This window comes from Nocardioides sp. SYSU D00038 (genome assembly GCF_016924665.1).
Classification (GTDB): domain Bacteria; phylum Actinomycetota; class Actinomycetes; order Propionibacteriales; family Nocardioidaceae; genus Nocardioides.
Genome location: NZ_JAFFJT010000007.1, coordinates 149,478 through 170,870 on the forward strand (window position 1 = coordinate 149,478; position 21,393 = coordinate 170,870).

Annotated in this window: 19 protein-coding genes; 6 read left to right on the top strand and 13 right to left on the bottom strand. The window is 73.7% G+C overall.

Annotation, left to right across the window (positions count from 1 at the left end):
* Positions 1-36 precede the first annotated feature (36 nt).
* The 4 genes from JT721_RS03015 to JT721_RS03030 form a co-directional block, all read right to left on the bottom strand.
* On the bottom strand, positions 37-882 hold the full coding sequence (locus JT721_RS03015; protein ID WP_205471415.1) for a bifunctional methylenetetrahydrofolate dehydrogenase/methenyltetrahydrofolate cyclohydrolase: 846 nt from the start codon (positions 880-882) through the stop codon (positions 37-39).
* Between the two features lie 49 nt (positions 883-931).
* Entirely contained in the window at positions 932-2,500 is a 1,569-nt protein-coding gene (gene purH / locus JT721_RS03020) for a bifunctional phosphoribosylaminoimidazolecarboxamide formyltransferase/IMP cyclohydrolase (RefSeq protein ID WP_205471416.1), read from the bottom strand.
* Between the two features lie 102 nt (positions 2,501-2,602).
* Positions 2,603-3,226 carry a phosphoribosylglycinamide formyltransferase gene (purN, locus tag JT721_RS03025; RefSeq protein ID WP_205471417.1) on the bottom strand — a complete coding sequence of 208 codons (624 nt, stop codon included), beginning with the start codon at positions 3,224-3,226 and terminating at the stop codon, positions 2,603-2,605.
* A gap of 18 nt (positions 3,227-3,244) precedes the next feature.
* Positions 3,245-4,516: a DUF6350 family protein gene (locus JT721_RS03030; RefSeq protein ID WP_205471418.1), complete on the bottom strand. Its 1,272-nt coding sequence runs from the start codon at positions 4,514-4,516 to the stop codon at positions 3,245-3,247.
* Positions 4,517-4,614: 98 nt separating this feature from the next.
* On the opposite strand from JT721_RS03030, the gene JT721_RS03035 reads away from it, so the two are divergent.
* From JT721_RS03035 to JT721_RS03045, 3 genes are all read left to right on the top strand, one after another.
* Entirely contained in the window at positions 4,615-6,486 is a 1,872-nt protein-coding gene (locus JT721_RS03035; protein ID WP_205471419.1) for a hypothetical protein, read from the top strand.
* Positions 6,487-6,639: 153 nt separating this feature from the next.
* Positions 6,640-7,149: an RNA polymerase sigma factor gene (locus JT721_RS03040; protein ID WP_205471420.1), complete on the top strand. Its 510-nt coding sequence runs from the start codon at positions 6,640-6,642 to the stop codon at positions 7,147-7,149.
* Positions 7,142-8,533, top strand: coding sequence for a hypothetical protein (locus tag JT721_RS03045; RefSeq protein WP_205471421.1), 1,392 nt, complete (start codon positions 7,142-7,144; stop codon positions 8,531-8,533). Before JT721_RS03040 ends, JT721_RS03045 begins: the two co-directional genes overlap by 8 nt.
* A 74-nt stretch (positions 8,534-8,607) precedes the next feature.
* Here JT721_RS03045 and sucD read toward each other — a convergent pair whose 3' ends face one another.
* The 3 genes from sucD to JT721_RS03060 form a co-directional block, all read right to left on the bottom strand.
* Positions 8,608-9,489 carry a succinate--CoA ligase subunit alpha gene (sucD, locus tag JT721_RS03050; protein ID WP_205471422.1) on the bottom strand — a complete coding sequence of 294 codons (882 nt, stop codon included), beginning with the start codon at positions 9,487-9,489 and terminating at the stop codon, positions 8,608-8,610.
* A gap of 29 nt (positions 9,490-9,518) precedes the next feature.
* Entirely contained in the window at positions 9,519-10,685 is a 1,167-nt protein-coding gene (sucC, locus tag JT721_RS03055) for an ADP-forming succinate--CoA ligase subunit beta (protein WP_205471423.1), read from the bottom strand.
* A gap of 198 nt (positions 10,686-10,883) precedes the next feature.
* Entirely contained in the window at positions 10,884-11,198 is a 315-nt protein-coding gene (locus tag JT721_RS03060) for a hypothetical protein (protein ID WP_205471424.1), read from the bottom strand.
* Positions 11,199-11,439: 241 nt separating this feature from the next.
* On the opposite strand from JT721_RS03060, the gene JT721_RS21215 reads away from it, so the two are divergent.
* Positions 11,440-12,642, top strand: coding sequence for a M23 family metallopeptidase (locus JT721_RS21215; RefSeq protein ID WP_205471425.1), 1,203 nt, complete (start codon positions 11,440-11,442; stop codon positions 12,640-12,642).
* Positions 12,643-12,701: 59 nt separating this feature from the next.
* On the opposite strand, the gene pcrA is transcribed toward JT721_RS21215, so the two are convergent.
* From pcrA to JT721_RS03085, 4 genes are all read right to left on the bottom strand, one after another.
* The gene (gene pcrA / locus JT721_RS03070; RefSeq protein ID WP_205471426.1) at positions 12,702-15,146 is read right to left on the bottom strand and encodes a DNA helicase PcrA; all 2,445 of its coding nucleotides are present in this window, start codon (positions 15,144-15,146) and stop codon (positions 12,702-12,704) included.
* Between the two features lie 44 nt (positions 15,147-15,190).
* A complete protein-coding gene (locus JT721_RS03075) occupies positions 15,191-15,553 on the bottom strand; it encodes a hypothetical protein (protein ID WP_205471427.1) in 363 nt (120 codons plus the stop codon).
* Positions 15,554-15,571: 18 nt separating this feature from the next.
* Positions 15,572-16,993 carry an APC family permease gene (locus tag JT721_RS03080; protein ID WP_205471428.1) on the bottom strand — a complete coding sequence of 474 codons (1,422 nt, stop codon included), beginning with the start codon at positions 16,991-16,993 and terminating at the stop codon, positions 15,572-15,574.
* 88 nt (positions 16,994-17,081) lie between these two features.
* A complete protein-coding gene (locus JT721_RS03085; protein WP_205471429.1) occupies positions 17,082-17,531 on the bottom strand; it encodes a MarR family winged helix-turn-helix transcriptional regulator in 450 nt (149 codons plus the stop codon).
* Between the two features lie 29 nt (positions 17,532-17,560).
* On the opposite strand from JT721_RS03085, the gene JT721_RS03090 reads away from it, so the two are divergent.
* Both JT721_RS03090 and JT721_RS21580 read left to right on the top strand, forming a co-directional pair.
* Positions 17,561-18,049, top strand: coding sequence for a cupin domain-containing protein (locus JT721_RS03090; protein WP_205471430.1), 489 nt, complete (start codon positions 17,561-17,563; stop codon positions 18,047-18,049).
* Positions 18,050-18,132: 83 nt separating this feature from the next.
* Positions 18,133-19,380 carry a nucleotide disphospho-sugar-binding domain-containing protein gene (locus tag JT721_RS21580; protein ID WP_205471431.1) on the top strand — a complete coding sequence of 416 codons (1,248 nt, stop codon included), beginning with the start codon at positions 18,133-18,135 and terminating at the stop codon, positions 19,378-19,380.
* On the opposite strand, the gene JT721_RS03100 is transcribed toward JT721_RS21580, so the two are convergent.
* Both JT721_RS03100 and JT721_RS03105 read right to left on the bottom strand, forming a co-directional pair.
* A complete protein-coding gene (locus JT721_RS03100; protein WP_205471432.1) occupies positions 19,377-20,030 on the bottom strand; it encodes a response regulator transcription factor in 654 nt (217 codons plus the stop codon). The genes JT721_RS21580 and JT721_RS03100 overlap by 4 nt on opposite strands.
* Positions 20,023-21,315, bottom strand: coding sequence for an ATP-binding protein (locus JT721_RS03105; protein WP_205471433.1), 1,293 nt, complete (start codon positions 21,313-21,315; stop codon positions 20,023-20,025). Before JT721_RS03105 ends, JT721_RS03100 begins: the two co-directional genes overlap by 8 nt.
* Between the last annotated feature and the right edge of the window lie 78 nt (positions 21,316-21,393).

Below are 21,393 nucleotides of genomic sequence, written 5' to 3' on the forward strand. Positions count from 1 at the left end.
AGGCACCTGCCGCCGGGGCGGCCGGGACCGGCCGGGTCACCGCAGCACCCGCTCGGCCATCGTGACGATGTTGGTGAGCAGCATCGCCCGGGTCATCGGTCCGACACCGCCGGGGTTGGGCGAGACCCAGCCGGCGACGTCCCAGACGTCGTCGGCGACGTCGCCGGCGATCTTGCCGTCGACCCGCGAGACGCCCACGTCGAGGACGGCGGCGCCGGGCTTGACCATCTCGCCGGAGATGATGCCCGGCACGCCGGCCGCGGCGACGACCACGTCGGCCTCGCGCACGTGCTTGGCGAGGTCGCGGGTGCCGGTGTGGCACAGCGTCACGGTGGCGTTCTCGGAGCGCCGGGTGAGCAGCAGCCCGAGCGGGCGGCCGACGGTGAGGCCGCGGCCGACGACGACGACCTCGGCGCCGGCGATCGGGATGTCGTGGCGGCGCAGCAGCTCGATGCAGCCCACCGGGGTGCACGGCAGCGAGCCCTCGACGTTGAGGGCCAGCCGGCCGAGGTTGACCGGGTGGAGGCCGTCGACGTCCTTGTCGGGGTGCACCCGGGAGAGCAGCCGGAACTCGTCGAGACCGGTGGGCTGCTGCACCAGGAAGCCGGTGCACGCCGGGTCGGCGTTCAGCTTGTCGATCTCGGCCTCGACCTCGGCCTGGCGCGCGGAGGCCGGCAGGTCGACCCGGATCGACTCGATGCCGATCTCGGCGCAGTCCTTGTGCTTGGCGCCGACGTACCAGTGCGAGCCGGGGTCGTCGCCCACCAGCACGGTGCCGAGGCCGGGCACGACGCCGCGCTCGCGCAGCGCGCGCACCCGCTCGGCCAGCTCGGCCTTGATGGTCCGGAGGGTGGCGGTGCCGTCGAGCTTCTGGGCAGTCACGAGGTCATCCAATCACTCTGGGGGTGGGTCGCCCCGGCGTCGCCGTGGCTCAGTGCGCGAAGTGGCGGGTGCCGGTGAAGTACATGGTGACCCCCGCGGCCTTCGCGGCCTCGACGGTCAGCTCGTCGCGCACCGAGCCCCCCGGCTGGACGATGGCGCGGACGCCGGCGTCGATCAGGATCTGCGGGCCGTCCTCGAAGGGGAAGAAGGCGTCGGAGGCCGCCACCGAGCCGGCCGCCCGGTCCCCGGCGCGGGCGACCGCCAGGCGGCAGGAGTCGACCCGGTTGACCTGGCCCATGCCGACGCCGACGGAGGCGCCGTCCCTGGCCAGCAGGATCGCGTTGGACTTCGCGGCCCGCACCGCCCGCCAGGCGAAGGCGAGGTCGGCGAGCACCTCGGGCGACGCCGCCTCGCCGGTGGCCAGGGTCCAGGCCGACGGGTCGTCGCCGGGGGCCTGGAAGGTGTCGGTCTGCTGCAGCAGCAGCCCGCCGCTGATCGGCCGCAGCTCCACGCCGCGCTCGGCCGCGAGCGGCTCGGCCACCAGGATCCGGATGTTCTTCTTGCCCTGCAGCACCTCGACCGCGCCCTCGTCGTAGCCGGGCGCGACGATGACCTCGGTGAAGATCTCCGCCACCTGCTCGGCCATCGCCACCGACACCGGGCGGTTGGCCGCGATGACGCCGCCGAAGGCCGAGGTCGGGTCGCACTCGTGGGCGCGCCGGTGCGCCTCGGCGACGTCGACGCCGATCGCGATGCCGCACGGGTTGGCGTGCTTGATGATCGCCACCGCCGGCTCCGCGAAGTCGTACGCCGCCCGGCGCGCGGCGTCGGCGTCGACGTAGTTGTTGTACGACATCTCCTTGCCGTGCAGCTGCTCCGCGCCCGCGAGCCCGGCGGAGCCGGCGTGACCGCTGCGGTAGAGCGCCGCCGACTGGTGGCTGTTCTCGCCGTAGCGCAGCACCGCCGCCTGGTCCCACGTCGCGCCGACCCAGGCCGGGAAGCCGGTGCCCCCGGAGGTGTCGGTGAGCACGTTGCCCATCCACGAGGCCACCGCGACGTCGTAGGTCGCGGTGTGCACGAACGCCTCGGCGGCCAGCCGCTGCCGCTCGGCGAGGGTGAACCCGCCGGCTGCCACGGCGGCGAGCACGTCGGCGTAGCGACCGGGCGAGGTGACGATCGCGACCGAGGGGTGGTTCTTGGCGGCGGCCCGCACCATCGACGGCCCGCCGATGTCGATCTGCTCCACGCACTCGTCGGGGGCGGCGCCGGAGGCGACGGTCTCGGTGAAGGGATAGAGGTTGGAGACCACGAGGTCGAACGGCTCGACGCCGAGGTCGGCGAGCTGCTGCACGTGGGAGTCGAGGCGCCGGTCGGCCAGGATGCCGGCGTGCACCCGCGGGTGCAGGGTCTTGACCCGGCCGTCGAGGCACTCCGGGAAGCCGGTGAGGTCCTCGACCTTGGTGACCGGGAGGCCCAGCCCCTCGATCAGGGCCGCGGAGCCGCCGGTGGAGACCAGCGCGACGCCGGCCTCGTGGAGGCCGCGGACCAGGTCGTCGAGGCCCGTCTTGTCGTAGACGGAGACGAGGGCCCGGGTGATCGGGATGCGCTGCTCGGACACGGGGATGCACTCCTGCTCGGGTGGAGGAGCACCCAGGCGTTCGATGCTCCCGACGTCACTCCCTGGTGGTGGACCCACCTGCGCCAGTCGTGTGGGGCCAGTCTAGGAGGGGCCGCCGGCCGTGCCGAACCGGACCCGCCGCCCCTCGACCACGTAGCCCTCGCGCGCCATCCGGCCGACGGTCTCGACCAGCATCCGGCGCTCGGCGACCTTGATCCGCTCGTGCAGCGTCTCGACGGTGTCGTCGTCCTCGACCGGCACCACAGACTGGGCCACGATCGGCCCGGTGTCGACGCCCTCGTCGACCACGAACAGCGTGCAGCCGGTGACCTTGACCCCGTAGTCGAGCGCGTCGGCGGGGCCGCGCATCCCCGGGAACGCCGGCGACAGCGCGGGGTGGGTGTTGACGAGCCGGCCCGCGAACCGGGCCAGGAACGCCGGCCCGACCAGCTTCATGAAACCGGCCGACACCACGACGTCGGGCTCGTGGGCGGCCACCGACGCCGCCAGCGCGGCGTCCCACTCCTCGCGGGTGGCGTGGTCGCGCACGCGGTGCACGAACGTCGGCACCCCGGCCCGCTCGGCGCGGGCGAGCCCCTCGATGCCGTCGCGATCGGCGCCCACGGCGACCACCTCTGCGCCGTACGCCGGGTCTGCGGCGGCGTCGAGCAGGGCCTGGAGGTTCGTGCCCGAGCCGGACACCAGGACGACGAGCCGCGCGGTCACGGGAGGCGAGTCTAGGGGTCAGCCGGCAGCGCGGCGGCGCTGCCACCAGGTCATCGCCAGCCCGCCGAGCAGGCCGCCGATGCCGAACGCCGTCACCGCGTGGAGGAGCACCTCCGACGCCGCGGGCCCCACGTCGCGCATCCGCCCCGGGCCCACCGCTCCGCCGGCGACCGCGCAGGCGAGCGCGAACAGCACCGCGGCCGTCACGCCGGCGACGCAGCCGCGCAGGGCGCCCTGCTCCCAGCGGGTCGTCGGGTCGAGCCGCTGGGCCCGGGCCACCGCGACCGCCGCGACCAGCGGCGGCACGGCGACCAGCCCCGAGGTCCAGGCCGGCGTGGGGCCGGTGTCGGGCAGCGCGGCCAGCAGCGGGAACATCGGCAGCGCGCCCACCGAGACCACCCCGGGCGAGACCAGGGTGCCGGTGCCGACGGCGAAGCCCGGCCCCAGCAGGTAGGCGCCCGAGCAGGCCACCGCGTTGGGCACCACCGCCAGGCAGACGACGACGATCAGCACCGCCGCGCCGGCGTCGGTGTGCAGCTGCGACATCACGTTGGCGGCGGTGTCGAGGTCGAGGACGAACGAGCCAAGCAGCAGCACTGCGGCGGCGCCCAGCCACCACCGCAGCACCACCCGGGTGGCCCGCCAGGTGGCCCGCGCCCCGAGCGGCACCCGCGAGGCCCAGACCGCGGCCCGGCCCGAGCCCACGGCGACCGCCGGGCCGGCCAGGCCCAGGCAGAGCACCAGCGCCCACAGCACCACGCGACCGACGTCGGGCCGGGTGGCGTCGGCACCGGCGACCGAGCCGACCAGCACCGCGGTGACGACGTAGCCGGTGGTGAAGAGCCCCACCGCCGCCGGGACGGTCCAGTCGCGGTCGCCGTCGCCGAGGGCCTCGGCGTCGGGCCCGTGGCCCGAGACCGCCTCGCCGACCCGCAGCGCGGTGCGCCAGACCGCCCACGCGCAGACCAGGGTGACCCCGAGCGGCAGCACCGTCACCGGCGTGCCCTCCACGTGGACGCCGGAGCCGTGGCCCAGCAGCCAGGCCAGCGCGCCGGTGCGCAGCCCGTCGCGCGGGGCGCCGTGGGCGCCGGCGTCGGTGAGGAACCACCCGAGCACCCCCAGGGCCGCCAGCACCACCAGCGGGCCCACCGCGGCGACCACACCGCCGAGGGCGGTGACCAGGGCCAGCGGACGGCGGGTGGCCAGGTCGCGTCGCACGTCGGCCGCGGAGCGCCGCTGGGTGGAGGGCTGGGTGGAGGGCTGCGTCGAGGGCGGGAGCAGGGACGTCATGACCACCTCATGATGACCCGCGCTCCCGGGCCCGGGGCGCAGGCACGCCGCGCCCCGCCACCACGGCCGGGGGCCGCCTCGCGTACGGTGGAGCGGTCATGAGGAGCTCGCACCACCAGGACACGTTCGACGCGTTCTACCGCGAGACCCGCGACGGCCTCCTGCTCCAGACCTACGCCCTCACCGGCGACCTCAGCGCCGCCCAGAAGGCGGTGCGCGACGCGATGGTCGTCGCCTGGCACCACTGGCGCAAGGTCTCGGTGCTGCCCGACCCGGAGTCGTGGGTGCGCCCGTTGGCGTGGAGCCGCGCCCAGCGCCGCCACACCGCACGCTGGTGGGTGCGGCAGAAGGGCATCGACCCCGAGGCGACCGCGACCCTCGAGACGCTCGGCCGGCTCACCTCCACCCAGCGCCGGGTGCTGCTGCTCAACGAGCTGACCCCGCTGCCGCTGGAGGAGATGGCCCGCGAGGCCGGCATCCCGCGGGCGTCGGTCGAGCGCGAGCTGCAGACCGCCACGGCCCAGTTCTCCCTGCACCGCGAGGTCACCTCGACCTCGGTGCGCACCTGCCTGGCCCACCTGACCGAGTCGCTGGCGCTCGTGCGCTGGCCGCGCACCACGATCCTGGTGCGGGCCGGCAGCGCCCGTCGCCGCTCACACACGGTGGTCGGGATCGCCGCGACCGTGGCCGCGCTGGTGGTGGCCGGCACCGTCGTCACCGACACCGCCGGCGCCCGGCCCGAGCTCTCGAGCAAGGGAGTGCTCGACAACGAGCGGGCGCCCCGCGGCGAGGCACCGCCCGACCCGCTCACCGCGGCGGCACTGCTGGTCGGCGACGACGTCGGCACGGCGCTGACCGGCACCTGGGCCGAGCGCGAGACCAGCCGCAACACCGAGAGCCCCGACGGACTGGTCTTCCCCTGCCAGCGCGCCCGCTACGCCGACCCCGACGGCCTCGGCGCGCTGCTGCGCACGTTCAGCCTGCTGCCGAAGAACGGCCGGCAGCCCACCGGCCCCGCGCGCCTCGACCGCGGCACCACGGTGGGCCAGCAGGCCGAGGCCTCCGCCGACACCACGACCGGCGAGGCGACGTACGACACCCTGACCTCCTGGTACACGCGCTGCATGTCCGGGCGCACCCAGCTGCTGCAGACCCACGCGGTCGCCGGGGTGGGCGACGAGGCGCTGCTGCTCAGCTTCCGCTCCTGGGGCCCGCCGGTGCGCACCGTGACCGTCGGCATCGCCCGCACCGGTGCGGTCACCACGACCACCGTCCACCAGCGCCCGGGCGAGCGGGTGCCCTCGGTCGAGGGCAACGCCCGGATGCTCGCGAGCGCGGTCACCCGGCTCTGCGAGCTCCCCGACGCCGGCGCCTGCACCACCGGGGCGCCGCGGGCCACCGCGGTGCCGCCGCTGCCCTCCGGCGACGCGCCGGCCCTGCTCTACGAGGCCGACCTGCCGCCGGTCGCCACCGTGACCCGCCCGTGGGCCGGCAGCGAGCCCGCCGCGGTGACCACCAACATCGCGGCCACCCGGTGCGACCGCACGTCGTTCTCGGGCAAGGGCGTCAGCAACGCGGCCACCCGCACCTTCCTGGTGCCCGGCGCCGGGCTGCCACCCGAGTTCGGCCTCACCGAGACCGTCGGGGCGCTGCGACCCAAGCGGGCCCGATCCTTCGTGGCCGCCGTGCGCGACAAGCTCGCCGGCTGCGAGCGCAACGACCTCGGCACCGAGGTCGAGGAGCTCGCCAACCGCTCGAGCCGCAACGCCGACCTCACCGTGTGGGCGCTCACCGTGGAGATCTCCGACGACCGGGCGGTGCGGTTCCTCATGGGGATCGTCCGCTCCGGCACCGCCGTCGCCCAGGTCACCCTGGTGCCGGGAGGCCGGGCCACCGTCGCCGACGGCGCCTTCGTCGCGCTGGTCGGGCGGGCCCAGCAGCGGCTGGGCGAGCTGGCCCCTCCGCGCTGACGCCGCTCCGGCCCGCGCCGCACGGCCAGCCACATTTCCCGCGCCGGCGTGCAACCGTGGGACCGCACCGGACGTATCCCTGCCGACAACCACCTCCGTGGTGCGGCCGGTCCCGGCGGCGTCGCGGACGACACGAGACGGGAACGAGGGTCGATGGACGAACGCGAGTTCGACGACTTCTACACCGCCTCCTTCCGGCGGGTCACCGCGCAGGTCTACGCGATGATCGGAAACCGCGACGAGGCTGAGGAATGCGTCCAGGAGGCGTTCGTGAAGGCCTGGGCCCACCGGCGCCAGCTCGACCGAGCCGCCCACCCGGAGGCCTGGGTGCGCACGACGGCGTACCGCCTGGCCGTGAGCCGCTGGCGGCGCGTCAAGCGCAACGGCCGCTTCGCCGACCGGGCGATGGCACCGCCGATGGAGGCGCCCGCGCCGAGCGAGAGTCACGTGGCCCTCGTCGACGCGCTGGGGCGGCTGCCCGAGGAGCAGCGGCGGGCGCTGGTGCTGCACCACATCGCCGACCTCCCCGTGGCCGAGGTGGCCCGCGAGACCGGCTCCCCCGAGGGCACGGTCAAGGCCCGGCTCAGCCGCGGCCGCGCCGCGCTCGCGGCGCTGCTCGACGACACCAACGGCGGCCTCCAGGAGGGAGCGAGCCATGCCTGACCTCAACGACCTGAACCGCTTCGACGAAGGACTTCCCGTGACCCCGATGCCCGCCAGCGAGGTGCGCCGCCGCGGCGACCGGCTGCGGCGCCGCAACACCACCCTGGCCGTGGTCGGCGGCGTGCTCGCCGCCACCGTGGCGGTCGCCACCCCGCTCGCCGTGCTCGGCGGCGGTGGCAGCGACTCCCGTCTCGACCCCGCCCCGCCGCCCGGCCTGACCTGGCGCAGCGAGGTCCCGCCGGACTTCCCGCTGCAGGGCGGCTGGACGTTCGCCTCGGAGATCGCGCCCGAGCTGGGGCGGATCACCGACCTCGACGTGTGCGGCACCAACCCGCTGCAGCTCGACGGCGTCGACCGGATCGGGGCGCAGTACGCCGACGCGCCGGGCTCCGACCAGGGCACCCGCAGCCTCACCCTCTACGCCAGCGACGGCGAGGCCCGCAGTGCGCTCGCCGACGTCCGGGCCGCGGTGGAGGACTGCCCGTCCGGTCGGGTCGGCCAGGTGGCCCACGAGTACACCGTGCGCGACGCACCGCTCGGCACCGAGGAGTCGCTGGTCTTCACCGACGAGGCCCTGCTGGAGGACGGCTCCCCCGCCGGCGCCACGATCTACCAGGTCGCCCGCACCGGCAACGCGCTGTTCGTCGAGTCCGGCTTCTGGATGGGTGACGAGAACGTGCTGGCCGACGAGCTCGAGCGGATGCGCACCACGGCGGACGAGCCGCTGGGCCGGATGTGCCTGTTCGGGGCCGAGCCGTGCGAGGAGCTGCCGCCGGCCGACGACGGCAGCACCGGTGGGCCGGCGTCCGACCCCGGGCCGCTCGGGGGTCCGATGATCCCCGACGCGTTCCCGCTCAACGACGCGCTCCCCGCCGACGACAGCGCCGAGCCCGGCGAGGAGATGGGCCTGCTCGGACCGTCGCGCGACCTCGAGCCCCTGGAGCCCGCGGCCTGCGGGCGCAGCGTGGCGCTGCCCGAGCACGTCGACCGGCTCAGCGGCGGGTTCCGCAACGTCGAGGACTTCCGCGGCCGGATGCTGGTGACCTTCGCCGACGTCGAGCAGGCCGACGCCTACGTCGACGACGTGCTGGAGCTCTACTCCGACTGCCCGGAGACGGGGCCGGAGGACGACCGGGCCCTGACCCAGACGATCACCGACCTCGGCGACACCGGCGACCGGGCCGGCGGCGCGGTGACCTTCTACCAGGGCTTCGGCGAGCCCAAGCCGGGGCTGGCCACGGTCCTCGTGGTGCGGGTCGGCAGCGCGGTGCTGCTCGCCTCGTCCTACAACGAGGGGCTCGGCACCCCCGCCGGCGTCCAGGACGCGTTCACGGGGATCGTCGCCGAGAACGAGGGCGTCGTCACCGCCATGCAGGACCTCTGAGGGCCGCCCCCCACCCGCAGGAACGACGAAGGCCCCCGGCAGCGCCGGGGGCCTTCGTGCGTGCGCGCAGAGGGTCAGAGACCCTGCAGGACCTCCCGCATCAAGGCCGCGGTCTCCGACGGCGTCTTGCCGACCTTGACCCCCACCGCCTCGAGGGCCTCCTTCTTGGCCTGCGCGGTGCCCGAGGAGCCGGAGACGATGGCGCCGGCGTGGCCCATGGTCTTGCCCTCGGGGGCGGTGAAGCCCGCGACGTAGCCGACGACCGGCTTGGTCACGTTGTCCTTGATGTACGCCGCCGCCCGCTCCTCGGCGTCGCCGCCGATCTCGCCGATCATCACGATCGCCTTGGTGTCGGGGTCGGCCTCGAACGCCGCGAGGGCGTCGATGTGGGTGGTGCCGATGACCGGGTCGCCGCCGATGCCGATGGCGGTGGAGAACCCGAAGTCCTTCAGCTCGTACATCATCTGGTAGGTCAGCGTGCCCGACTTCGACACCAGGCCCACGGGGCCGCTGCCGGCGATGGTGTGGGGCGTGATGCCGGCCAGCGACTCGCCGGGGGTGATGATGCCCGGGCAGTTGGGACCGATCATCCGGGTCTGCTTGCCCTGGAGGTAGGACCACACCTCGGCGGTGTCCTGCACGGGCACGCCCTCGGTGATCACGACGAGCAGCCCGATACCGGCGTCGATGGCCTCGATGCAGGCGTCCTTGGTGAAGGCCGGGGGCACGAAGACCACCGACACGTCGGCGCCGGTCTCGGCCATCGCCTCGGCGACGTCGCCGTAGACCGGCAGCTCCTTGCCCGCCAGCTCGACGGTGGTGCCGGCCTTGCGCGCGTTGACGCCGCCGACGATGTTCGACCCCGCCTCGAGCATGAGGGTGGTGTGCTTGGAGCCCATCCCGCCCGTCATGCCCTGGACGATGATCTTGGAGTCCTTGTTCAGGTAGATCGACATGGTCTTCTCTCTGTCTCCGTCGTCCCGGCTCAGGCGTTGGCCAGCTCGGCGGCCTTGTCGGCCGCGCCGTCCATCGTGTCGACCTGGGTCACCAGGGGGTGGTTCAGCTCGTCGAGGATCGCGCGGCCCGCGTCGACGTTGTTGCCGTCGAGCCGGACGACGAGCGGCTTGGTCGCGGAGTCGCCGAGGATCTCGAGCGCACCCTTGATGCCGTTGGCCACCTCGTCGCAGGCGGTGATCCCGCCGAAGACGTTCACGAAGACGCTCTTGACCTGCTCGTCGTTGAGGATCACGTCGAGACCGTCGGCCATCACCTGCGCGTTGGCGCCGCCACCGATGTCGAGGAAGTTCGCCGGCTTGACGCCGCCGTGCTTCTCGCCGGCGTAGGCGACCACGTCGAGCGTCGACATGACCAGGCCCGCGCCGTTGCCGATGATGCCGACCTGGCCGTCGAGCTTGACGTAGTTGAGCCCCTTCGCCTTGGCCTTGGCCTCGAGCGGGTCGGTCTCGTCCTTGATCTCGAACGACTCGTGGTCGGGGTGGCGCACCTCGGAGGCGTTGTCGTCGAGCGACACCTTGCCGTCGAGGGCCTCCAGCTTGTCACCGGCCAGCCGCGCCAGCGGGTTGACCTCCACCAGCGTGGCGTCCTCCTCGACGAACACCTGGTAGAGCTTCTCGATCATCGTGACGGCCTGCTCGAAGACGGCCTCGGGGAACTTGGCCTCGGTCGCGATCTCGCGGGCCTTGGCGGCGTCGACGCCGGTGCCCGGGTCGATGCCGATCTTCTTGACCGCGTCGGGGTTGGTCTTCGCGACCTCCTCGATCTCGACACCGCCCTCGACGCTCGCGATGCAGAGGTACTGGCGGTTGGCCCGGTCGAGCAGGAAGGAGAAGTAGTACTCCTCCTCCGGGGGCGTCGCCGGCGTGACCAGGACCCGGTTGACCGTGAGGCCCTTGATCTCCATGCCGAGGATGTTCGACGCGTGCTCGAACGCCTCGTCGGCGGTCTTGGCCAGCTTGACGCCGCCGGCCTTGCCGCGGCCGCCCGCCTTGACCTGGGCCTTGACGACGGTCACGCCACCGAGCTGCTCGGCCGCGGCCCTCGCGTCGTCGGCGGTCTCGACCACGACGCCGAGCGTGGTGGTCACCCCGTGCTTCGCGAAGAGCTCCTTCGCCTGGTACTCCATCAGGTCCACTGCTGTTACACCTGTCCTCGAAGTGTGTGGGCGCCGCTGGGCTGCCGCTGACCGGCACAGGGCGTCGGGAGAGTGGGGACTGTCCCCGGCGCACCATAGTCGCGTCCCCGTCCGCCTACGAGGGCCGGGGCGCTGCGGGGGGCCGATCCCCGCGTGGGGTGTGACGGGGGACACGCCGCACGCGGGAACCGGCGCGGCTCAGGCCGTCGCCAGGCAGACCACGACGTCGCCGGCCCCGCGCCGGTCGAGGGCAGCCACGACGTCGGCAGCGCCGGCGTCGTCGGTGAGCACCACCGCGTCGACGTCCTCCTGGGCCGCGGCGGCCGCCAGCCGGTCAGGGTCTTGGTCTGGACCGGCATAGACCACCTCGTGCCCGAGGTCGCGCAGCGCGCGGGCCAGCGCCCGCTCCGCAGTCCCGCCGGCGTCGACGTCCGCCCCCGGCGAGGGGCGCGGTTCGCCCTCGGGACCAGCCGAAACCGGCGCGACCACCGACGAGACGAGCAGGCGCGACATGGCCCGACGGTAACGGAGGGGCGAACGGAGGGTTGTCCAGTTCTTATCCACACTGCGGGAAGGGGGATTTTCGGGCGGCCCACCGGATCGGTTACAGTCGGGGCCGCCTTCGGAAGTCCTGAGTCGTAGCGCAACGTCCTGAGTCGTAGAGCATCGGAGAGATCGGTCCATGGGAGAACACCGAGTGGGCAGCGGCGCGAGCCGTGAGCACTCGGAGACCGCACGACCTGCCGGTCGTCGCGTGGCCGCCCGACCGGTCGACTCCGACAGCACCGCCCAGGTCCCCTACGTCGGTCGCCGTGCGGCGCGACCCGTGGGGGCCCTCGACCAGCCGGTGCCCAGCCCGGTCGTGGCGCACACCTCCGCCCTCCCGCAGGCTCCTGCCACCGGCGTCGACCCCCTGACCTCCGAGCTCCCGCAGCTCAACCTCCAGCTCAGCGCCCAGCTCGCGACCATGCTGGCCGACCGGCCCGACACCGCCCCGGCCCCCCGCCGTGAGCCGGGCCGCGACCCGCTGCTCGACACCGGTCGGGTCAACCGCGTGCTGGCCGACCTCGAGCCCCGCGACCAGACCACGTCGTTCACCGACGAGCCCACCGCCCGGCTGCCGCTGGTCCGCGTGGCCCAGCCGGCGCCCACCACCCAGGTGCGGCCCACCCAGCCCGGCAAGCGCCGGGCGGTCAAGCACGCCGGCCCCCGCGGCCCCTTGTTCAAGGGCCTCCCGTCGGTGCCCGTGCTGCTCGGGGTCGCGACCCTCGCGGTCTCGGTCATCGGCGCCGTCGCCGTGCCCGGCACCGACGTCGACCCGGCCGGCAACGACGGCCGGCTCAGCCAGGCCACCGCGCTGAGCGGGATCGGCGCCGTCGCCACCGCCGGTGACGGCGACCGCGGCCGGCCGATCAGCCGCGACTCGGCGGGCCAGGCCCGCGGCGACGCCGGCGGCGAGCTGAAGCCGCCCGGCGAGCGGCTGGTCAAGCAGCACAACGCCGCGCTGGAGAAGCTCCAGAGCGCCGCCCAGAGCCAGGCCGACAAGATCGAGGAGAACCTCTGGGTCACTCCCCTCGACCCGGTCGTCCTCACCGCGCGCTTCGGGCAGTACGGCCTGTGGTCGAGCTACCACACCGGCCTCGACTTCAACGGCGACACCGGCGACCAGATCCGGTCGATCGCCAACGGCGTGGTGACCTCCACCGGCTACGACGGCGCCTACGGCAACAAGACCGTCGTCACCCTCGATGACGGCACCGAGATCTGGTACTGCCACCAGAGCTCGATCGGGGTCTCCCCGGGCGAGGTCGTCCGCGCCGGCGAGGTCATCGGCCTGGTCGGCACTACCGGCAACGTCACCGGCTCCCACCTCCACCTCGAGGTCCGCCCCGGCGGCGGCGACCCGGTCGACCCCTACGCCGCGTTCCTCCAGCACGGCGTCGACCTGCCGGGCTGAGGGTCCCAGCCCCCCCGGCGTCGCCTCAGCGCGGCCCAGCGCCGCCGCAGTGCCGCCTCTCAGAGCTTCTCGACCGGGGCGTAGCGCAGCAGCAGGCGCTTGACGCCGTCGCTGCCGAAGTCGATCGAGGCGACCGACTTGTCGCCCGAGCCCTCGAGCGCCACCACGGTGCCGAGCCCGAACGAGTCGTGGGTGACCCGGTCGCCCGGCTCGAGCGACGGGATCTCGCGGGACGGCTTGGCCTTGGCGCGGGCGTCGGCCCGTGCGGCGGCGGCGGAGAAGTTGCGCCGCCCGGCGTCGGTGGGCTGCCCGACCCCGCCGTAGCGCGACGACGAGGCGAGGTCGGGGCGGCCCCAGCTGGTCTGGGCGGCCTCGGTGCGGCGCCAGTCGACGAGGTCGACGGGCAGCTCGTCGAGGAAGCGCGAGCCGGGGTTGTGCGTGGGGGCGCCCCAGGCCGAGCGCACCACGGCCCGGGAGATGTAGAGGCGCTCGCGGGCCCGGGTGAGACCGACGTAGGCGAGCCGGCGCTCCTCCTCCAGCTCCGGCTGGTCGCCCAGGGCGCGCGAGTGGGGGAACACGCCGTCCTCGAGCCCGGTGAGGAAGACGACGGGGAACTCCAGCCCCTTCGCGGTGTGCAGGGTCATCAGGGTGACCACGCCGTCGCCGTCGTCGGGGATCTGGTCGGTGTCGGCGACCAGCGCGACCCGCTCCAGGAAGTCGGAGAGGCTGGGCGCCAGGGTGCCGGCGTCGACGTCGGTGGGGTCGGCCGAGGGTCCGGAGACGGGATCGTCGGAGAACTCGCGGGCGACGGCGACGAGCTCGCCGAGGTTCTCCACCCGGGTGGCGTCCTGCGGGTCGTCGGAGGCCTCGAGCTCGGCGAGGTAGCCCGAGCGCTCCAGCACCGTCTCCAGGACGACGTCGGCTCGTTCGCCGGCCGAGACCATCGACTGCAGCTCCTCGACCAGCGCGACGAACCCGCGGATCGCGGTCAGCGACCGGGTCGCCAGGCCGGGTGCGTCCTCGGCGCGGCGCAGCGCCTCCCAGAAGGTCAGTCCGTCGCGCTCGGCGAGCGCCTGCACGCAGGCGACCGCACGGTCGCCGATGCCGCGCTTGGGGGTGTTGAGCACCCGCCGCAGCGACACCTGGTCGGCGGGGTTGACCAGCATCCGCAGGTAGGCGAGCGCGTCGCGCACCTCGCGCCGCTCGTAGAAGCGGACGCCGCCGACCACGCGGTAGGGCTGGCCGGTGCGGATGAACACCTCCTCGAAGACCCGCGACTGGGCGTTGGTGCGGTAGAACACCGCGACGTCCGCAGCCTTGTGGCCGCGGTCGACCAGCGCGTCGATCTCGTCGGAGACGAACCTCGCCTCGTCGTGCTGGTCGTCGGCCACGTAGCCGACGATCCGCTCGCCGTCCCCGGCCTCGGACCACAGCCGCTTCTCCTTGCGCCCCTTGTTGTTGCCGATGACGGCGTTGGCGGCGTTGAGGATGGTCTGGGTGGATCGGTAGTTCTGCTCCAGCAGGATCGAGGTGGCGTCGGGGAAGTCCTGCTCGAAGTCGAGGATGTTGCGGATGTTGGCGCCGCGGAACGCGTAGATGGACTGGTCGGCGTCGCCGACCACCATCAGCTCGGCCGGCTCGACCCGCTCGCCGCCGCTCGCGGTCTCCTCCAGCTGCGCCGCGCAGAGCTGGTGGATCAGCGCGTACTGCGCGTGGTTGGTGTCCTGGTACTCGTCGACCAGCACGTGGCGGAACCGCCGCCGGTAGGTCTCCAGCACGTCGGGGAACTGCTGGAACAGGTGCACCGTCGACATGATCAGGTCGTCGAAGTCGAGGGCGTTGGCCTCGCGCAGCCGCCGCTGGTAGAGCGTGTACGCCGCGGCGTAGGACTCCTCGAGCTTGTTGCTCGACAGCCCCGCGACCTCCTCGGGGTCGCGCAGCTCGTTCTTGTGGCTCGAGACCCAGTGCAGCAGCGGGCCGGGCTGGTAGCGCTTGGTGTCGAGGTCGAGCTCGCCGATCACCAGCTGCATCAGCCGCTTCTGGTCCGCGGCGTCGTAGATCGAGAAGCTGGAGGTCAGCCCGAGCTTGTCGACCTCCTTGCGCAGGATCCGCACGCAGGCGGAGTGGAAGGTCGAGACCCACATGATCCGGGCCCGCCGGCCGACCAGCTCCTCGACCCGCTCCTTCATCTCGGCCGCGGCCTTGTTGGTGAAGGTGATCGCGAGGATCGACCCGGGGTGGGCCTTGCGCTCCGAGACCAGCCAGGCGATCCGGCGGGTCAGCACCCGGGTCTTGCCCGAGCCGGCACCGGCCACCACCAGCAGCGGGGCCCCCTCGTGGACCACCGCCGCCCGCTGCGGCTCGTTGAGGCCGGCGAGCAGCTCCTCGGGGGTCGGGCCGCGACGGGCCGGGCGCTCCCCCTCGTCGCCGTCACCGCCGTCACCCGGGCCCCGGGCGGTGCGGGAGAGCCGGTCGAGGTCGGGGAGGGGGATCTGGGAGCTCATGCTGCCCCCAGCCTACGGCGCCGCGTGGCGCCGCCCGGACCCCGTCAGTAGGACCCGTGGACGGGCGACCAGAACACCGCGACCGCGACGTTGGCGACGGTCAGCAGGAGCAGCAACGCCCACAGGCCCTGCGGGATCCGCTCCTTGCGCAGGTTGGCCATCACCAGCACCAGGATCACGACGCCGACGACCAGCTTGACGCCGACCTTGGCGTGGTCGACGTCGCCGTCACCGGCCTCAAGGACGCCGACCAGGGCGAGCCCGGCGAGCACCGCCGTGCCGGCGCCGTCGCGCATCAGGTCGTTGACCCGCTTCTCGGGGAGCCGCGCCTGCGCCAGCAGGCCGCCGAACAGCGCGGCGAAGCCGAGCAGGTGGAGCAGCAGCAGGACCAGGCGCAGGATCTCCATGGCCCGCAAGGTAGCGGATCAGTCCTTCAGGGCCGCCGGGTCACCCCGCTCGACGCCCTCCGGGCGGTCGTTGGAGCCGAAGAAGTACTCCAGCACGAAGAGGACCACCCCGAGCCCGATCAGGGCCAGCGACCACCACAGCGAGGTCGGGTCGTCGTAGACGACGTAGCCGAGCAGCACCAGGTTGCCGACCAGGCCGGCGAGCAGCAGCAGGGTCGGGGCGCGGTAGGTGTCGGGCGTCTCGTCCTCGCCGCGGAGCTTGAGCGCGGACACGATCACCGACGCGTAGACGAAGAGGAGCAGCAGCACGGTCACGGCGGCCAGCCGCTCGACGACGCTGACGTCCTCGACCTTGGGCAGCACGTGGCTGGCCACCAGGAGCCCGGCCACCACCACGCCGGAGAACAGCAGCCCGACCCAGGGGCTGCGACGCGACGAGTGCACCTTGGCGAACACGTTGGGCACGACGTCCTCGTTGGCCATGCCGTAGAGGATCCGCGACTGGGTCACGAACGTGACCAGCGTGGTGTTGGTGATCGCGACCATCGCGATCACGGCGAACAGGGTGGAGAGGAACGACTGCGGCAGGCCGAGGAAGCCGGTCTCGACGACCTCGAGCAGCGCCGCCTTCGACGCCGCGAGCTGGTCGACCGGCACGGTCAGGGCGGCGGCGATCGCGACCGTGACGTAGACGATGCCGGCGCCCACCATGCCGCCGACCAGGGCCTTGGGGAAGGTACGCCGCGGCTCGGTGCACTCCTCGGCGACGTTGGCGGCGTTCTCGAAGCCGGTCATGGCGAAGAAGCCGAGGGCGACACCGGCGATCAGCGCGAGCATCCAGTTGTCGCCGCCGTCGAAGTCGACCAGCACCGCGAAGTCGGCGTCGCCGCCGAAGATCGTGCCGAGGCCGATGAGGACGACGATCAGCAGGCCGGTGATCTCGACCAGGGTCATCGCGACGTTGGCCACGACCGACTCGGTGATCCCGATGAAGTTGATGACGCACAGCGCGACGACGAACAGGATCGAGACCAGCAGCGCCGGCGGACCGGCCCAGACCTCGGCGAAGTAGCCGGAGAAGCCCGCCGCCAGCGAGCCGGAGGCGGCGAAGCTGGAGGCCAGCATCGCCACGGTCACCAGGAAGGTCACCGCGGGGATGCCGAACGCCCGGTTGACGTAGAGCGACGCTCCCGCTGCCCGGGGGTACTTGGTCACCAGCTCGGCGTAGGCCATGCCGGTGAGCGTGGCGACGGTGACGCCGACCAGGAACGCCAGCCAGAACGCCCCGCCGACGGCCGCCGCGACGGCGCCGATGAGGACGTAGATGCCCGAGCCGAGCACGTCGCCCAGCACGTAGAAGAACAGCTGCCGACCGGTGATGGAGCGCTTGAGGTCGGTGTCGTCGAGCTCTTCGACAGCAGGCTCGTGGGTGGCGGTCATTGGTCCTCCTGAGGTCCGGTCACGCTCAGCCGTGCGGCCGCCGGTACCCGAACGGGCGAGCGGGCCATACCCAGGGGCAAGGGGCCGGCTACCCGCCGCGCAGGAGGTCGAGGTCCTTGCGTAGGGCGGCGGCGCGGCGCGGACCCAGCAGGGCGTCGATCTCCCCCTCCACCTCCGGCACCACGGTGCGCGCGATGGCGAAGACCTCGCGGCCCTTGTCGGTGGCCAGCACCAGCTTGGCGCGCCGGTCCTCGGGGTCGGGACGGCGTACGACGTAGCCGTGCCTCTCCAGGTGGCCCACGAGTTCGGCCATCGCCTGCTTGGTCATCTGCGCCCGCTCGGCGAGCCGCGCCACCGTCGTACCCGTGTCGTCCAGGTACTCGAAGACCGCGCTGTGCGCGGGCCGCACCGCGCCGTGACCGGTCTCGGCCAAGCGGGCGAGCACCCGTCCGTTCAGCACGACGTAGGCCTCCCGGAGCAGCACCACGGTGTTCACCGGTCGACCGCGGCCGGCCTCGAGAGGCAGCTCCCTTGACATCAGACAGGCTGCCTGTCTATCTTTCCCATATGGACATGCTACCTGTCGACACACCGACGTCATTGACCGAGGCCGAGTGCCTGCCCCTGGGGACCGACGAGATCGCGATCCTCGCCAGCTGCGCCCAGACCGACGGGGCGATCTTCGCCATCCTGGTGCGGATGCCTCCCGGAGGCGGCCCGCCCCTCATGCATCGGCACGAGCCCGCGGAGGTCTACCACGTGCTGTCCGGCGAGCTCGCCTTCTACCTCGGCCGGGCCGACGGAGGGGTCGACCGGATCGCGGTGCGGGCCGGCGAGGTCATGCCGCTCGCGGGCGGCACACCGCACACCATCCGCAACGAGACCGACGAGGTCGCCGAGGCGTTCGCCGTGCACACCCCCGGCGCGGTGATGGAGGGCTTCACTCGCGCCGCCGCCGGGCTCGCGACCCACGGCAGCCCGTCGATGGATGCCGTGCTCGCGCTCGCCGACGAGCACGGCATCGAGATGCTCGGTCCCGTGCCGGGGCAGTCGTGAGTCGCCCCGGCCCGTCCGAACGCAGGTCCCCGCTGCGATTCCTGCTGGCCACCTTGCCCGCGGCGGGGCACACCCACCCCGCCGTGCCGGTCGCGAACGCCCTGGTTGAGCGCGGGCACGAGGTCCGCTGGCTCGCCGGGCGAGAGTTCGAGCAGCTCGTCGAGTCGACGGGCGCCGGGTTCGAGCCCTTCGTGCACAGCCACGACCCCGCCCACGGCGGCGGGCTCGCCGAGCGCTTTCCGCAACGGGAAGCCCTGAGCGGCGTTGCCGGAATCACCTTCGACATCAAGCACGTCTTCCTCGACGAGATCCCGGCGCAGGTGCGCGACTACCGCCGGGTGCTCGCGACCTACGACGCCGACGTCGTCGTCGCCGACACGGGCGTCATGGGCACCCGCGTGCAGCACGAGCTCGGCGGACCCCGCTGGGCCTCCATCGGCGTGACGCCGCTCGCGCTGCCCAGCCGCGACGTGGCGCCCTTCGGGCCCGGGTTGCCGCCCCCGCGGACGAACGCGGCCCGGTTGAGGGCGGGCCTGCTGTCCTTCGGCATGCGGGTGGCCATGCGCGGCGTCGAGAGGCACCACGCGGTCGTGCGGGCGCGACTCGGCCTGCCGCGATCGCCCCTCGGGGTCTTCGAGGCCGTGGCGTCCCCCTACCTGTTCCTGCAGACCGGCACCGAAGCTGTCGACTACCCCCGAAGCGACCTACCGCCGCAGGTCCACTACGTCGGCCCGCTCGTCAGTAGCGGCCTGCCGTCGTCGTCGGCCACCGACTGGTCGGGCCTGGCTGGTGGGCGCCCGATCGTCGTGCTGACGCAGGGCACCGTGGCCACCGGCCGGGACTCCCTCGTGGGTCCGGGCCTGCGCGCCCTCGCCGGCGAGCCGGTCCACGTCGTCGCAGTGGGCGGGGAGCGGCCGGAGGTGCTGCCGGCCAACGCCGTGCACGTTCCCTACCTGCCCTACGACGAGGTGCTCCCCCACGCATCGGCGATGGTGACCAACGGGGGCTACGGCGGCGTGCAGATCGCGCTGGCCCACGGCGTGCCGCTCGCCATCGCCGGCACGACGGAGGACAAGCCGGAGGTCGCGGCGCGGATCGCGTGGGCCGGGGCGGGCCTCGACCTGCGCAAGGCCGATCCCACCGAGGCGGCGCTTCGCGACGCGGTACGTCGCCTGCTCGAGGAGCCGGGTCTGCGCGAGGCTGCCAGGCGGATCGCGCAGGACTTCGCCGCCCACGACGCAGGGCGCACCTCGGCGGAGCTGCTCGAGGCGCTGGCTCGAGCTCCCCACGAGGTGGGACCGGCCGCCGCGGCGGGGCGGGTGCCGGGCTAGAGCAGCCGACGGTCCGTCGCCCAGCGCGTCAGCTCGTGGCGCGAGGAGAGCTGGAGCTTGCGCAGCACGTTGGACATGTGGGTCTCCACGGTCTTGATGGAGATGAACAGCTCCTTGGCCACCTCCTTGTAGGCGTAGCCGCGGGCGATCAGCCGCATCACCTCGCGCTCGCGCTCGGTGAGCCGGTCGAGGTCCTCGTCGACGGCGGCCACCTCGATCGAGCCGGCGAACGCGTCGAGCACGAAGCCCGCCAACCGCGGCGAGAACACCGCGTCGCCGTCGGCGACCCGCCGGATCGCCGAGACCAGCTCGGGGCCGGTGATGGTCTTGGTGACGTAGCCGCGGGCGCCGCCGCGGATGGTGCCGATGACGTCCTCGGCGGCGTCGCTGACCGACAGCGCCAGGAACCGGGTCTCGGTGGCGGCCAGCCGCCGCATCACCTCGACCCCGCCCCCGCCGGGCAGGTGCACGTCGAGCAGGACGACGTCCGGGCGGTGCGCCTGCACCGCGGCGACCGCCTCGTCGACGTCCGCGGCCTCGGCCAGCACGTCGACGACGCCCGCGCCGGCCGAGGCCAGCTCGGCGCGCACGCCGCTGCGGAACATCGCGTGGTCGTCGACGACCACCACTCGGACCGGTGCGTCAGCCATGGTTCTCCTCCTGGCGTGGGGACTGCTCGGGTCGGGAGAGGTGCAGCCGCACCTCGGTGCCCCCGCCGGGGGCGGAGCGGATCTCGGCGCGGCCGCCGTGGCGGGCCATCCGGTCGATGATCGAGCCGCGGACGCCCAGCCGGTCGACGGGCACGGCGTCGAGGTCGAAGCCGGGCCCGCGGTCGCGCACGAACACGTCGACCGCCCCCGGCGTGATCTCGGCGTAGACGTCGACCCGGCCGGTGCCGGCGTGCTTGGCGGCGTTGGTGACCGCCTCGCGGGTCGCGGCCACGACCGGACGGAGCAGCTCGTCGAAGTCGCAGTCGCCCACGCTCACGACGTCGACGGTGACGCCGTGGGCGTCCTCCACCTCGGCCGCGGCGCCGCGCAGCGCGCTGGCCAGCGTGCGCTCGTCGGTGGCCTCGCCGGAGTAGAGCCAGGCCCGCAGGTCGCGCTCCTGGGCGCGGGCCAGCCGGGCCACGGTGGCGGAGTCGCCGGCGTTGTTCTGGATCAGGGCGAGGGTCTGCAGCACGGAGTCGTGGAGGTGGGCGGCGACGTCGGCGCGCTCCTGGGTGCGCACCCGCTCCTCGCGCTCGGCCGACAGGTCGGCGGCGAGCCGGAACACCCACGGTCCCACCACGAAGGCAATCGCGAGCACCCCGAGCAGCGCAGCCACCAGCACGCCGCGGGCGTCGCCGGCGTTGCCGTTGTCGAAGCCCACGATGAAGGCGGCCGAGATCAGCAGCACGATGCCGCAGGCGATCCGGGCGTACGCCGCCCAGCCGCCGCTGCCCAGCACGATCCGCACCGGGTCGATCCGGCCCGTGGAGTCGACCCAGCGCTCGCGCTGCGCCTCGTCGGCCTGTCGCCACAGCAGGGCGACCCCGGCCAGCGCCACCAGCACCGGCCAGAGCACCGCGCCCCGCCCGAAGAGCGCCTCGACGAAGAGGATCGCGCCCAGGCCGAGCGCGGCGAGGGCGATCGCCGGGCCCACGTCGGAGAGCCGGCGCACCCGCCCTGGCCGGCGACCGCCCCGCGACGCCGACTCGGCGCCCGGGGTGGCGGTCTCGAACCGGCTGTCGGCCGGCAGCACCATCCAGAGCCCGGCGTAGAAGGCGACGCCGAGGCCGCCGAAGGCCGCCGTGACGACGAACGCCGCCCGCACCCAGACCACCGGGAGCGCCAGGTGGCGCGCCAGGCCGGCCGCGACCCCACCGACGACCGGGGCCTCGGTGTCGCGGGTGGCGCGGCGGACGGTCGGCGGTGACAGCGTCGGCGTGCTCATGGCCCCTCAATCGTCACACAGCGCGAGGGTGCGTCCCATGAGGTTCGACCCCGAGGGACCCCTGACCCGCACCCCGCG